The 15,492-nt window shown below is 58.4% G+C and carries 4 protein-coding genes; 2 read left to right on the top strand and 2 right to left on the bottom strand.

The features are described from left to right. Positions 1 to 18: 18 nt before the first annotated feature. Positions 19 to 1,371 carry a TolC family outer membrane protein gene (locus I6N93_RS11980; protein WP_085689963.1) on the bottom strand — a complete coding sequence of 451 codons (1,353 nt, stop codon included), beginning with the start codon at positions 1,369 to 1,371 and terminating at the stop codon, positions 19 to 21. A gap of 371 nt (positions 1,372 to 1,742) precedes the next feature. On the opposite strand from I6N93_RS11980, the gene I6N93_RS11975 reads away from it, so the two are divergent. Further along, positions 1,743 to 13,052 (top strand): Ig-like domain-containing protein, encoded by an 11,310-nt coding sequence (locus I6N93_RS11975; protein WP_197669154.1) that lies wholly within the window; start codon positions 1,743 to 1,745, stop codon positions 13,050 to 13,052. Positions 13,053 to 13,141: 89 nt separating this feature from the next. After that, positions 13,142 to 13,483 carry a tryptophan synthase subunit beta gene (locus tag I6N93_RS11970; protein ID WP_085689091.1) on the top strand — a complete coding sequence of 114 codons (342 nt, stop codon included), beginning with the start codon at positions 13,142 to 13,144 and terminating at the stop codon, positions 13,481 to 13,483. 54 nt (positions 13,484 to 13,537) lie between these two features. On the opposite strand, the gene lapD is transcribed toward I6N93_RS11970, so the two are convergent. After that, positions 13,538 to 15,487, bottom strand: a complete 1,950-nt coding sequence (lapD, locus tag I6N93_RS11965) for a cyclic di-GMP receptor LapD (protein WP_085689088.1) — start codon at positions 15,485 to 15,487, stop codon at positions 13,538 to 13,540. Positions 15,488 to 15,492: the final 5 nt, after the last annotated feature.

Here is a 15,492-nt window from a genome sequence, read left to right as displayed (position 1 = left end):
GCATGGGCTGACTGAAAATTATTGTAAGTCAGGCAGATCTACCTGCGTATTGACAGCGCTCAGGCTCTGACCTGCGGATGGCGCAGGAATCGACAGGCTGCTCAACAGGTCGCCCATACGGGCTTTCAGTCGATATTGGCTGTACAGCGACAGGAAGCGAATTTCGACCATTCTGCGCTGTGCAGTAAAGCGCTCATTTTCACTGTCCAGCACGTCCAGCAGGGTGCGTTCGCCCAGACTAAACTGCTTCTGGTATGCGTCGCGCACGCGGCGGCTACGTTCTGCATATTCTTGCGCGATAGGCAGCTGTTGGCGCGCATTATTCATCGCGGACCAGGAAAGACGCAACTCTTCATTCAACTGACGTAGCATGTTATTACGTACATCTTCCGCTTCTTTGACCTGGAAAGCTTTCGATTCCAAGGTTGCTTTGGTGCTGCCGCCCTCATACAGGTTATAGCGCATCCGCAGCATGGCCTGCCATTCGTTGTATTTACCGCGCGTTCCGTCGACATTTTCGTCTAATGTGCGGGCAAGCTCAACGTTGAATTTGGGATAAAAACCTGATTTTTGAGCCTCGTACTGCTTTCTGGTCGCCTCTATATCTGACTCGGCAGACTTCAGAATCGGGCTATTCGCAACCATGATGCGTTTGGCATCAACCAGCGTAGCGGGAATGTTCAGCAGATCGTTGCTCGGGATCTGCAGGCCCACCGGTTCTTTACCTACGACGCTGAAATAATTGCTTTCCGCATCGGTCAGGTTGGTTTGTTCGGTCAGCACATTGTTGCGCGCCTGCGCGACACGCGCTTCCGCCTGTTCCAGGTCGGCCAGACGACTGACGCCCTGCTCGGAACGCAGTTTGATCTGATCGTAAATACGCTGGTTGGTGCTCAGGTTTTCCTCGGCAAGACGCAGAAATTCGTGACGCTGCAATACGTCGAAGTAGGCCTGGACCGCATCGAGAGCGCGAGTCTCGCTGGTGTTCAGCGTTTTATAGGCTCTGGAATTGACCGTCGCTTTTTGCTGAGCAACGGCATTGGCGGTCTCGAAACCATCAAAGACCATCTGACTCAGGTTGATTGATGTTTCCCGACGCGTAAGAATGTCGTTGTGACTGTTCTGAGCGCGGGTGGAAGGAGTATCGAGGTTCTCTTTGCCGATACCGGCGTTGAGAGAAATACTCGGTAGATAGCCCCCCTGGGCGGCACGTACATTTCTCTCCGCTGAATGGCGGCTGTTACTTGCCGCACTTATTTCAGGGTGAGTATTTAGCGTGTTTTCAATTGCATCTTTTAACGTATCAGCAAATGAAATAGGGGAAACCGTGATTAATAAAAGTAAAGAAACAAATGGATTTTTACGCTTCATATAACGCTTTTTCCTGAATGCCATTAATAATGAGTTATTTCTTTTTCAATAATGACCAAAGGAAACAGCATTCCATTAATAAAATGATAGCTGTCAATCCATTAGCCGCTTATCGAAAAAATTGGCGCATTACCGCAAATTCTTTGCTCTAATCGAGTAAAATTTTGGTAAGAATGTTCCAAATTTTTTATTATATTAGGGGCTGAGTCAAGTCATTGACGTCAGCTAAATACTTTCAGTTGCAATAATAAAGTAATAACAAGAGATTGAAATCATTCTTTAAAGCCTGATTTACGAAAAGGCTTTACATATAAATTTAATCGGTTTTTTCATTCGATGGTTTCCATCGAAAATATTGAGGAGAGGCTATAGTGAGTAGCGTTATCGGTACCATCAAATTTGTTATCGGACAAGTATTTGTCATAGCGCAGGATGGTACTCAACGTCAGGTTTCTGCTGGAGACCATATCTATCGCGGCGAGCAAGTGGCCACAGGCAATGCTGGCGCCGTTTCAATTTCACTGCCGGATGGACGGACTCTGGATTTGGGGCGCGATAGTCAGTGGAGCGAGTCCCAAAACCCCGGGACGACCACAGATCACCGTGCGACAGAGGCACAGGATGTCGCTGCCGTTCAGGAGGCCATCGCGAAGGGTTTGGACCCGACGCAGTCACTCGAGGCGACCGCCGCTGGCAATGATGCCAGCACTGACATCGGTGAAGCCGGCGAGGGTGGCGGCCATCGCGAAAACGTCGTATTGGACCTGACGGGCAACGTGGTTGATCCGACTTCTGGTTACGAGACCGCAACGCTAACTTCTACAACAGATGTTTCTTCCGAAGACATTTCCGGCGGCCGTCTCAGTTCAGATATGCCGACTGATTCTTCTTCTGAAGCGGCTTCTGCCGATACAACGGCTCCTTCGCTCGCCATTTCCTTCGCCGAAGACGGAAAGGTCGAGTTCAAATTTTCAGAGACGCCGAAAGATTTCGACCTGTCGGATATCACTGTTGATCATGGTACTGTCACCGGCCTGACTCAGGATCCTAACGATCCCACGCATTGGGTCGCGATTTTGACGCCGGAAAGCGATTACGAAGGTCCGGTATCTGTTACCGTGCCTGACGGCAGCTATACGGATGACGCCGGTAACTCCGGTCAGGGCTCACAAAGCTCCGTAACGGTTGATACACTGGCGCCGAACGCGACCATCGCCATTGACCCGATTACTGATGACAACCGCATTAATCTTGCCGAATCAAGCGAGATGCAAACTATCACTGGGCGTGTTGGCGGTGAGGTGAAAATCGGCGACACCGTGACGGTGACCATTGGTGGCAACACCTATAAAACCTCCGTTGTTGATGATGACGATGGCAACAACGTCTGGAGTGTGGATGTGGCGGGCAGCACCCTGGTCGATAACTCACAGATCCATGCTGAAGTCATTACCACTGATGATGCGGGCAACTTGACCACGGCGACCGACGATCGCGGCTATGAGGTCGACCTCATTGCGCCGGAAGCCAGCATCACCATTGATGATGTGACGTCAGATAACACGCTGAATATCGCCGAAGCCGGTCAGCCGCAGGCCATCACCGGTCGCGTCGGCAACGACGTGCAGGTCGGCGATACGGTGACCGTGACTATCGGCGACCGGTCTTATCAGACGACGGTGACCGCTTCCGATAACGGCAATGTGTGGAGCGTGAGCGTACCGGGCGAGGTACTGGCCGGTAACACTGAAATTCATGCGGAAGTTACCACCACCGACGCAGCCGGCAATGCCACCACGGCGGGGGCCGATCATAGCTACGCCGTCGATACCGCCGCGCCGGAAGCCAGCATCACCATTGACGATGTGACGTCAGACAACACGCTGAATATCGCCGAAGCCGGTCAGCCGCAGGCCATCACCGGCCGCGTCGGCAACGACGTGCAGGTCGGCGATACGGTGACCGTGACTATCGGCGATCAGGCATACCAGACCACCGTGACGGCGTCGGATAACGGCAATGTCTGGAGTGTGAGCGTACCGGGCAACGTGCTGGCCGGTAACGTGCAGATCCATGCCGAAGTGACCACTACCGATGCGGCCGGCAACCCGGCTACAGCCTCAGTCGACCACGGTTATACGGTCGACACGGCCGCGCCGGAAGCGTCGATCACTATCGACGACGTGACGGCAGACAACACTGTGAATATCGCCGAAGCCGGTCAGAATCAGGCCATCACCGGTCGCGTCGGCAACGACGTGCAGGTCGGCGATACGGTGACCGTGACTATCGGCGATCAGGCCTATCAGACGACGGTGACCGCCTCGGATAACGGCAACGCGTGGAGCGTAACGGTGCCGGGCGAGGTCCTGGCCGGAAACAGCCAGATCCATGCGGAAGTGACTACTACCGATGCGGCCGGCAACCCGGCTACAGCCTCTGTCGACCACGGTTATACGGTCGACACGGCGGCGCCGGAAGCGTCGATCACTATCGACGACGTGACGGCAGACAACACGCTGAATATCGCCGAAGCCGGTCAGCCGCAGGCCATCACCGGTCGCGTCGGCAACGACGTGCAGGTCGGCGATACGGTGACCGTGACCCTCGGCGATCAGGCCTATCAGTCGACGGTGACCGCTTCCGATAACGGCAACGTCTGGAGCGTGAGCGTACCGGGCGAGGTGCTGGCCGGTAACAGTCAGATCCACGCCGAAGTGACCACCACCGATGCAGCCGGCAATGCCACCACGGCGGGTGCCGATCACAGCTACGTCGTCGATACCGTCGCGCCGGAAGCGTCCATCACCATCGACGACGTGACGGCAGACAACACTGTGAATATCGCCGAAGCCGGTCAGAATCAGGCCATCACCGGCCGCGTCGGCAACGACGTGCAGGTGGGCGATACGGTCACCGTCACTATTGGCGACCAGTCGTACCAGACCACCGTCACCGCGTCGGATAACGGCAACGTCTGGAGTGTGACGGTGCCGGGCGAGGTACTGGCCGGTAATGCGCAGATCCATGCCGAAGTGACCACCACCGATGCAGCCGGCAACCCGGCTACAGCCTCTGCCGACCACGGTTATACGGTCGACACGGCGGCGCCGGAAGCCAGCATCACCATTGACGACGTGACGTCAGATAACACGCTGAATATCGCCGAAGCCGGTCAACCGCAGGCCATCACCGGCCGCGTCGGCAACGACGTCCAGGTGGGAGATACGGTCACCGTCACTATTGGCGACCAGTCGTACCAGACCACGGTGACCGCCTCTGATAACGGCAACGTCTGGAGCGTGACGGTGCCGGGCGAGGTACTGGCCGGTAATGCGCAGATCCATGCCGAAGTGACCACCACCGATGCAGCCGGCAACCCGGCTACAGCCTCTGCCGACCACGGTTATACGGTCGACACGGCGGCGCCGGAAGCCAGCATCACCATTGACGACGTGACGTCAGATAACACGCTGAATATCGCCGAAGCCGGTCAACCGCAGGCCATCACCGGCCGCGTCGGCAACGACGTCCAGGTCGGCGATACGGTCACCGTCACTATTGGCGACCAGTCGTACCAGACCACGGTGACCGCCTCTGATAACGGCAACGTCTGGAGCGTAACGGTGCCGGGCGAGGTCCTGGCCGGTAACGTGCAGATCCACACCGAAGTGACCACTACTGATGCAGCCGGTAACCCGACCACGGCTACGGCAGACCACGGTTATACGGTCGACACGGCGGCGCCGGAAGCGTCGATCACTATCGACGATGTGACGGCAGACAATACGCTGAATATCGCCGAAGCCGGTCAGAATCAGGCCATCACCGGTCGCGTCGGCAACGACGTGCAGGTCGGCGATACGGTGACCGTGACTATCGGCGATCAGGCCTATCAGACGACGGTGACCGCCTCGGATAACGGCAACGCGTGGAGCGTAACGGTGCCGGGCGAGGTCCTGGCCGGTAACCGTCAGATCCATGCGGAAGTGACTACCACCGACGCAGCCGGCAACCCGGCTACAGCCTCTGTCGACCACGGTTATTTCGTCGACACGGCGGCGCCGGAAGCATCGATCACTATCGACGACGTGACCGGTGACAACACCGTCAATATCGCCGAAGCGGGTCAGAACCAGAACGTGACCGGTCGCGTCGGCAACGACGTGCAGGTGGGCGATACGGTGACCGTGACTATCGGCGATCAGGCATACCAGACGACGGTGACCGCTTCCGATAACGGCAATGTGTGGAGCGTGAGCGTACCGGGTGAGGTACTGGCCGGTAACACTGAAATTCATGCGGAAGTCACCACTACCGATGCAGCCGGTAACCCGGCTACTGCCTCTGCCGATCACGGTTATGCGGTCGACACGGCGGCGCCGGAAGCCAGCATCACCATTGACGACGTGACGTCAGACAACACCGTGAACATCGCCGAAGCCGGTCAGAATCAGGCCATCACCGGCCGCGTCGGCAACGACGTGCAGGTCGGCGATACGGTGACCGTGACCATTGGCGACCAGTCGTACCAGACCACCGTGACGGTGTCGGATAACGGCAACGTCTGGAGCGTGAATGTGCCGGGCGAGGTTTTGGCCGGTAACGCGCAGATCCATGCGGAAGTCACTACTACCGATGGTGCAGGCAATGCCACGACTGCCGGTGCTGACCACAGCTACGCGGTCGACACCGCCGCGCCGGAAGCCAGCATCACCATTGACGATGTGACGTCAGACAACACCATCAATATCGCCGAAGCCGGTCAGCCGCAGGCCATCACCGGTCGCGTCGGCAACGACGTGCAGGTCGGCGATACGGTGACCGTGACTATCGGCGATCAGTCGTATCAGACCATCGTGACGGCGTCGGATAACGGCAACGTCTGGAGCGTAAGCGTACCGGGCGAGGTCCTGGCCGGTAACTCGCAGATCCATGCGGAAGTGACCACCACCGATGCAGCCGGCAATGCCACCACGGCGGGGGCCGATCGTAGCTACGCCGTCGATACCGCCGCGCCGGAAGCGTCGATCACTATCGACGACGTGACGTCAGACAACACCGTCAATATCGCCGAAGCGGGTCAGAACCAGAACGTGACCGGTCGCGTCGGCAACGACGTCCAGGTCGGCGATACGGTCACCGTGACTATCGGCGACCGGTCTTATCAGACGACGGTGACCGCTTCCGATAACGGCAATGTGTGGAGCGTGAGCGTACCGGGCGACGTGTTGGCCGGTAACAATGAAATTCATGCGGAAGTCACCACTACTGATGCAGCCGGTAACCCGACCACAGCCTCTGCCGACCACGGTTATACGGTCGACACGGCGGCACCGGAAGCGTCGATCACCATCGACGACGTGACCGGTGACAACACCGTCAATATCGCCGAGTCCGGTCAGAACCAGAACGTGACCGGTCGCGTCGGCAACGACGTGCAGGTCGGCGATACGGTGACCGTGACCCTCGGCGATCAGGCCTATCAGACGACGGTGACCGCTTCCGATAACGGCAACGTCTGGAGCGTGAGCGTACCGGGTGAGGTACTGGCCGGTAACACTGAAATTCATGCGGAAGTCACCACTACCGATGCAGCCGGCAACCCGGCTACAGCCTCAGTCGACCACGGTTATTTCGTCGACACGGCGGCACCGGAAGCGTCGATCACCATCGACGACGTGACCGGTGACAACACCGTCAATATCGCCGAGTCCGGTCAGAACCAGAACGTGACCGGCCGTGTGGGCAACGACGTGCAGGTGGGCGATACGGTGACCGTGACTATCGGTGACCGGTCCTATCAGACGACGGTGACCGCGTCCGATAACGGCAACGTGTGGAGCGTGAATGTGCCGGGCGATGTGCTGGCCGGTAACGCGCAGATCCATGCCGAAGTCACCACTACCGATGGAGCCGGCAATGCCACCACGGCGGGGGCCGATCACAGCTACGTCGTCGATACCGCCGCGCCGGAAGCCAGTATCACCATTGACGACGTGACGTCAGACAACACCATCAATATCGCCGAAGCCGGTCAGCCGCAGGCCATCACCGGTCGCGTCGGCAACGACGTGCAGGTCGGCGATACGGTGACCGTGACCCTCGGTGACCGGTCGTATCAGACCACCGTCACCGCCTCGGATAACGGCAATGCGTGGAGCGTAACGGTGCCGGGCGAGGTCCTGGCCGGTAACGTGCAGATCCATGCGGAAGTGACCACTACCGATGCGGCGGGTAACCCGGCTACAGCCTCTGCCGACCACGGTTATACGGTCGACACGGCGGCGCCGGAAGCGTCGCTCACTATCGACGATGTGACGGCAGACAATACGCTGAATATCGCCGAAGCCGGTCAGCCGCAGGCCATCACCGGCCGCGTCGGCAACGACGTGCAGGTCGGCGATACGGTGACCGTGACCATTGGCGACCAGTCTTATCAGACGACGGTGACCGCCTCGGATAACGGCAACGCGTGGAGTGTCAGCGTACCGGGCGAGGTACTGGCCGGTAACGTGCAGATCCATGCCGAAGTGACCACTACCGATGCGGCGGGTAATGCCACCATGGCGGGTGCCGATCACAGCTACGCCGTCGATACCGCCGCGCCGGAAGCCAGCATCACCATTGACGACGTGACGGCCGATAACACCGTGAATATCGCCGAGTCCGGTCAGAACCAGAACGTGACCGGCCGTGTGGGCAACGACGTGCAGGTCGGCGATACGGTGACCGTGACTATTGGCGATCAGTCGTATCAGACCACCATCACGGCGTCGGATAACGGCAACGTGTGGAGCGTGAGCGTACCGGGCGATGTGCTGGCCGGTAACGCGCAGATCCACGCCGAAGTGACCACCACCGATGCGGCGGGTAATGCCACCATGGCGGGTGCCGATCACAGCTACGCCGTCGATATCGCCGCGCCGGAAGCCAGCATCACCATTGACGACGTGACGGCCGATAACACCGTGAATATCGCCGAGTCCGGTCAGAACCAGAACGTGACCGGCCGTGTGGGCAACGACGTGCAGGTGGGCGATACGGTGACCGTGACTATCGGTGACCGGTCCTATCAGACGACGGTGACCGCTTCCGATAACGGCAACGTGTGGAGCGTAACGGTGCCGGGCGAGGTGCTGGCCGGTAACGCGCAGATCCACGCCGAAGTGACCACCACCGATGGAGTAGGCAATGCCACCACGGCGGGTGCCGATCACAGCTACGCGGTCGATACCGCCGCGCCGGAAGCCAGCATCACCATTGACGACGTGACGGCCGATAACACCGTGAATATCGCCGAGTCCGGTCAGAACCAGAACGTGACCGGCCGTGTGGGCAACGACGTGCAGGTGGGCGATACGGTGACCGTGACTATTGGCGATCAGTCGTATCAGACCACCATCACCGCGTCCGATAACGGCAACGTGTGGAGCGTGAGCGTACCGGGCGAGGTACTGGCCGGTAACGCGCAGATCCATGCGGAAGTCACTACTACCGATGGTGCAGGCAATGCCACGACTGCCGGTGCTGACCACAGCTACGCGGTCGACACCGCCGCGCCGGAAGCGTCGATTACTATCGACGACGTGACCGGTGACAACACCGTCAATATCGCGGAAGCGGGTCAGAACCAGAACGTGACCGGTCGCGTCGGCAACGACGTGCAGGTCGGCGATACGGTGACCGTGACCATTGGCGACCAGTCGTATCAGACCACCGTGACGGCGTCGGATAACGGCAACGTCTGGAGTGTAAGCGTACCGGGCGAGGTACTGGCCGGTAACTCGCAGATCCATGCGGAAGTCACTACTACCGATGGTGCAGGCAATGCCACGACTGCCGGTGCTGACCACAGCTACGCGGTCGACACCGCCGCGCCGGAAGCGTCGATTACTATCGACGACGTGACCGGTGACAACACCGTCAATATCGCGGAAGCGGGTCAGAATCAGGCCATCATCGGCCGCGTCGGCAACGACGTCCAGGTGGGCGATACGGTGACCGTCACTATCGGCGATCAGTCGTATCAGACCACCGTCACCGCCTCGGATAACGGCAACGCGTGGAGCGTAACGGTGCCGGGCGAGGTCCTGGCCGGTAACAGTCAGATCCATGCCGAAGTCACCACCACCGATGCAGCCGGCAATGCCACTACGGCGGGGGCCGATCACAGCTACGCCGTCGATGCCGCCGCGCCGGAAGCCAGCATCACCATCGATGATGTCACCAGCGACAACACCCTCAACATCGTCGAGTCCGGACAACCCCAGACGGTCTCCGGCCACGTCGGCAACGACGTGCAGGCAGGCGATATCGTGACGGTCAACGTGGGCGACGTTAGTTATCAAACCGAAGTCACCGTCAATGACGATGGGGACACCGTCTGGAGCGTGACTGTGCCGGGCGACGTGCTGGCCGGTAACGCGCAGATTCATGCGGAAGTCACCACGACGGATGTCGTCGGCAATTCGGCAACGGCGTCGGCGGACCATAGCTACGCGGTCGACACGGCGGCACCGGAAGCCAGCATCACGATTGATGCAGTCACGGCGGATAATACCATTAACCTGGCGGAATCAGGTCAGACTCAGACCATCACCGGTCGCGTCGGCAATGACGTGCAGGTCGGCGATATCGTCACGGTGACCGTGGGCGGTCAGTCTTATCAAACGAACGTGGTCGCCGCAGCGGACGGCAGCAATATCTGGAGCGTGACTGTTCCAGGTAGCGTGCTGGCGGGTGACTCGCAGATTCACGCTTCCGTCAGGACGCTGGATATGGCGGGCAACGTGGCCACGGCAATGGCCGATCACGGCTACGAGGTGGATACGGCCGGTCCGGATGGCGGCAGCCATACGCTGACCGTCGCAGAAGATACGGCGCTGTCGATCGCCTGGAGCGATTTGGGCGTGTCCTCCGACACCAGCAGCATCGTGATCTCTTCGCTGCCCGACGCCAGCGCTGGCTCATTCTATTACAGCCAGGGCGGTGAGTGGCATCCGGTTATCGTGGGTCAGGAACTGACGGCGGGGGATACCGCGTTGCAGTTTGTCCCTGCCGCCAATGTGTCCGGAAACGGACTGGCGGATCTGAGCTGGCGGCCGGTTGATGCCGCAGGCAATATCGGCTCTCAGGGCGAAGTGACGGTAAACGTGACGCCGGTGGCGGATACGCCGGTGGTATCGCTGGATATCTCCAGCGGTGAAACGGTGCCGACGACCCCGGCTTACATCAAGGTCAACGGCGGTAGTGAAAACGGCGGCTTCGACGTTCAGGACGGCAAAATTGTGCGTATCGGCGACAACGTGCGCATCTGGCTGTCCGAGGGCGATACCGTGCCTGAAATTGTGGGTAACGGCGTAGTCGCTTACTATAGCCAGGGGAACACGAACGGCACCAGCAGCCAGTACACCGACCTCTTTGTTGTCCATGACGGCAGCGGTTATTATCAGGACGGCAATTGGCGCTCGCTGAACGCGGTGACCGGCAATAGCGGGACGGAATCTTCTGGAACACGCCCTGACTATATCTTTGTTGAGGGAACGACGGCCGATGGCTACGCCACCTACGTCGGTCCGAACAACAATGCCGCCACCAACGTGAACACGTATGACTCTGTGACCATCACATATCAGGGCAATACGCTGATCGCCGGCGCGAACCATCTGGACGGTATTATCTACGGCGATGGCAGCTACATCGCGGCAGATAAGCCAGACTTCAAGGAAGAGTCCGTCGCGGAGCAGGTGGGTTATCAGCAGCATGAGTTAACCGTGTCTGCCGCGCTGACCGACCTTGACGGCAGCGAGCAGCTGTCGGGCATTACATTGACGGGGATTCCGGAAGGCTCCGTGTTGACCGATCACATCAATAACGTGGCGGTCACCGTCGGCGCGGACGGCGTTTACCTAATTACCAATGCTCAGCATCTGGATACGTTAGCCGGAACCATCACCATCCAGACGCCTGTTGACGTCGGCAAGTTCGACATCATTGCCCAGGCGACGGCGACCGAAGTGGCGAACTACGATTCGTCGACCGGCTACTCTTCGCAGGAGGTTGAACAGTTTGGCGCTACGATGGGGACCACCGGTGACGATACGCTGACGGGGACGATCAGTAATGACCTGATCGTCGGCGACGTTTCCGGTCTGCAGATTATGGAAGGGCAAAACTATAACATTGCCTTCCTGGTCGACTCCTCCGGCAGTATGTCGAACGACAGCATCGGTAAGACGGTGGCTTCGCTGACCAATGTCTTTAACAACCTGGTCAAGAGTACGTCGGATGTCCACGCGGGATCGGTGAATGTGTTCCTGGCGGACTTCGATACTAAAGTCGGGCAGACGATCTCCGTCAACCTGTCGGATTCGAACGCCTTGTCTAAACTGGTTGCGGCGCTGGAGACAATGACCTCCGGCGGTGGGACGAACTACGAGGATGTATTCAAAACGGCGGCTAACTGGTTCCAGAGCGATACCGTGGAAAGCAATCCCGGCACCAACCTGACCTACTTTATCACCGATGGTGAACCGACCTATTATCAGGCCGGTGAAACCGATACGGTCAGGGTCAGCAGAGATACGACACTGAATATCGACTCGTTTGATTACCAACCGGGCCATTCCTACTATATGAACGTTTCGGGAGTGAACCGCGAGGTGATCGGCGGCAGCGGCGACGTGTACTACTACAGCTCGGGTCGTGGAGGCGTGTCGCGTTCGGTGATCGGTCAGGTTCATGCCCAGGGCGACGGGACTTACGAGATCTCTCATCTGGCGGGTACGGGCTACAATGCCAACACGGCGACGGCGTCGAACTCCTCTGAAGGCTACGCATTGCTGCATCAGGTATCGAGTGTGGAAGCTATCGGGGTTGGGGATTCGTTGAACGCATCGAGCCTGAAAAACTACGATAGCGACGGCGTGGTATTGGATCACATCGATCCGGGCCAGTTGTCTGAAGCGATTCTGGGATCGAATCAGTCTCTGTCCGGCGGTCATGACACGTTGCTGGGCGGTAACGGCGACGATATTCTGTTTGGCGACTCTATCTCGTTCGACGGCATCGACGGCAATGGTCTGCCTGCCTTGCAGCAGTATGTCGGCAACCAGCTGCATCTGGGGGCGGACACCACCGCTTCCGTGCAGCAGGTACACGATTACATCGCCGGACATAGCGCGGAATTCGATGTTGCCACCTCTGCGGGCGGTAACGATACGCTCGGCGGCGGTTCGGGTAATGATATCCTGTACGGACAGGGCGGTAACGACAACCTGGACGGTGGTTTGGGCGACGATATCCTATATGGCGGAAGCGGCAATGATGTTCTGAAAGGCGGCGTCGGCAACGACACGCTCATCGGCGGCAGCGGTGCGGACACCTTCGTCTGGAAAGCGGGCGATACCGGATTCGACACCATCAAGGACTTCAACCTGGCGGAAGGCGACCGCATCGACCTGAGCGATCTGGTCGGCGAGCTGGAGGCGGGAACGGATATTAGCCACTATATTCGCATTGTGGATAACCAGGGTTCGCCAACGATTGAGGTGAGTACCCAAGGCCAATTCACGGAGCAGGGTGGCGCGACGCCGGACACGTCCATCACCTTGGAACATTACAACGGGACGATGCCTTCTCTGGAAAGCCTGATAGCGAAGCCGGAACACAGCGCTTAGTCATCAAGACTCACTCGCAGTAGGTAATAAAAGGAAACCGGGCGTTATGCGTCCGGTTTCCTTATTGGCGGTATGTAAAAGGACAGCCTATGTTTTATATATTACGAGACAACGACGGTAACTTGGTTCAGGTGGAGCGTTCCCCCTTCGATGGGATGAACGGCGAGCTGCCGCAGGACTCGGTTGAGGCACTGGCGTGGATGAATAATCAACGGTCGATTCTTTCTAGTCTGGAACAACTGCGCAACAGCGATCTGGAAATGGTGCGTGTGCTGGAAGACCTGATCCAGGTGCTGATGAGCAAAGGGTTGCTGAATATCACGGATTTCCCGCAGGCGGCGCAGCTGAAATTGATTCAGCGAGCGCAGGCGCGTGAGGCGTTGGGAGGATTGGATGCGCTGATTCGCGATGATGAAGAGAGTATGTTTTGAACGCCAGTCATAACGCAACGGACTTGCCGAGACCGGTAAGTCCGTTGTTTAGTCTCAGGAAAATAACACCGGGAAAGGTTCTCCCAACAGTCGGCCCATTGCGCCTTTAATGCCCAGCGCGCGCAGCTCCTCCAGTTCGCCTTTCGTTTCCACCCGTTCTGCAATCAGCGGCAAATCAATGCTATTCATCGCGCGTTGTAGCGCCGTAATAAACACCTTCTTATCTTCCGCTTGATCGATACCACGAATATAGCTGCCGTCGATTTTCAGGTAGGCGAGGCCCCATTTTGACAGATTGCCGATAATGGTAAAGCGGCCGCCGAAGTGCTGTAGCCCCAGTTTGCAGCCGAACTCGTTGAGCAGTTTGACCAGCAGATCAAGCTGCTGCGCGTCGGGCAGTTGGTTTTCGTCCAGTTCCAGAATCAGGCGCGAGGCCCGCTGCGGATGCGCTTTCAGCGGCGCCAGCCATTCGGCCATCAGTTGCAGGTCCAACACCGTGCTGCCGGACAGGCTCAAGGCCAGCGTGCCGTCGTACCGCTGCAAATAGGCAAGGGTGTGCTTCATCATCACCTGATCAAGACGCGTATTCCATCCGAAGCGTTGGACCCACGGCAAGAATTGCCCTGCGTTGATGGTGTGGCCTTCCTGGTCGAGGATGCGAGCCAGCACCTTGTGATGAAGAATCTGACCTTTTTGAGCGCAGTCCATCACCGGCTGGAGAAAGAGCTGGATATTCTCCTGCGCCAGCAACGGATCCAGCAGGGTAAACCAGTGATGGCGGTCCGCTACCCATTGAGACTCCTGGCCGTTTTCCTCTTCTTCGGCATGGATATCCGAATTGCGCTCCGCTTTCATCAGCAGACGATCGCCGCGGATGAACAGCGACGCCGGCGAATCCCCGTGCTGAAATGACACCAGCGCTAAGCGGGCGACGGGCGAGACATCCGTCTCGCCGGTCAGAAACAGCGCCTCAATCCGGTTTGACAGTTCGTCGGCCAGCGCCTGCGCTTCTTTCTGTACCAGACCGGGGCAGAAAATGGCGAACTCTCCGCCGCGAATACGCGCGGCGAGGCTATCGGCTTCGACATAACGTTTTCTGCATTTCAGAATATTTTGCGCAACGGAGGCCAGCAGGGCATCGGTTTTGGGCGCGCCCAGACGCTGGTTCATGCCCGCCAGATCCTGCAGCCGCAGCATAATCAGATAACCGGTAGAGGCTTCTTCATCGCTCAGGCGAGTTTCCAACTGGATATCCATGGCGCGGCGGTTAGCCAGTCCGGTTTGCGGATCCTGATAGGCTTCCTTACGTAAGCGCTCGCTTCGCTGGGCTTCCTCTTCGAACAGGGACTGCAGTTTGGTGACCATCAGGTTCATGGCTTGGACGACCCGGCGCAGTTCCGGCGTTTTGGGCAGTTTAGGGATGCTCAGGAACTCGCGACGACAAATCGCGAGCGATTGCACGACCATATCATCCAGCGCGCGCAGTTGACGGCGCAGGAACAAGGCGCCGAGCACCAGTCCGATGGCGCCGCACGACAACAGCCAGAGCAGTGACGCGGAGGTGCCTTGCCACAGTCTCGCGATGGCGAATATCGGATGGCTGACCACCTCGACCCGCGCCGCCTGTTCCCAGCCGCGCATCACAATGGCTTGACCCTGGCCGGGCTGCAAATTCACCAGTCGGACAAACCAGGCGGGAACGCTGGAGACTTCCGGCGATGTGACGCGCTCCATCGTCACCTTGTGGGTTTCCAGATCGATGATGCGAATGCTGGAAAAATAGCCGCCATCGAAAATAGAACTGACCAGCAATTCCACCATCGCTGGATCGTCGATGTTCGGCGTGAGCGCCACGCCCAAAGCCGTGGCGGCGTCCTGGGCGTGCGAGTGCAGCTGGTTGTTATATTGTTCGCGTGAACTTTCCAGGTTGGCGATAAAACTACCGCTGAAAATGAACAGCATAAACAAACAGATGGCTATCAGTAATTGTTTAAATAGCGACATAGCCC

This window comes from Lonsdalea populi, assembly GCF_015999465.1.
Classification (GTDB): domain Bacteria; phylum Pseudomonadota; class Gammaproteobacteria; order Enterobacterales; family Enterobacteriaceae; genus Lonsdalea; species Lonsdalea populi.
This window is presented reverse-complemented; position numbering and strand designations above follow the sequence as displayed.

Bases quoted from the DNA above. Each gene is read 5' to 3' on its own strand.
- I6N93_RS11980 (WP_085689963.1), bottom strand. From the start codon at position 1,371: ATGAAGCGTAAAAATCCATTTGTTTCTTTACTTTTATTAATCACGGTT.
- I6N93_RS11970 (WP_085689091.1), top strand. From the start codon at position 13,142: ATGTTTTATATATTACGAGACAACGACGGTAACTTGGTTCAGGTGGAG.
- lapD (WP_085689088.1), bottom strand. From the start codon at position 15,487: ATGTCGCTATTTAAACAATTACTGATAGCCATCTGTTTGTTTATGCTG.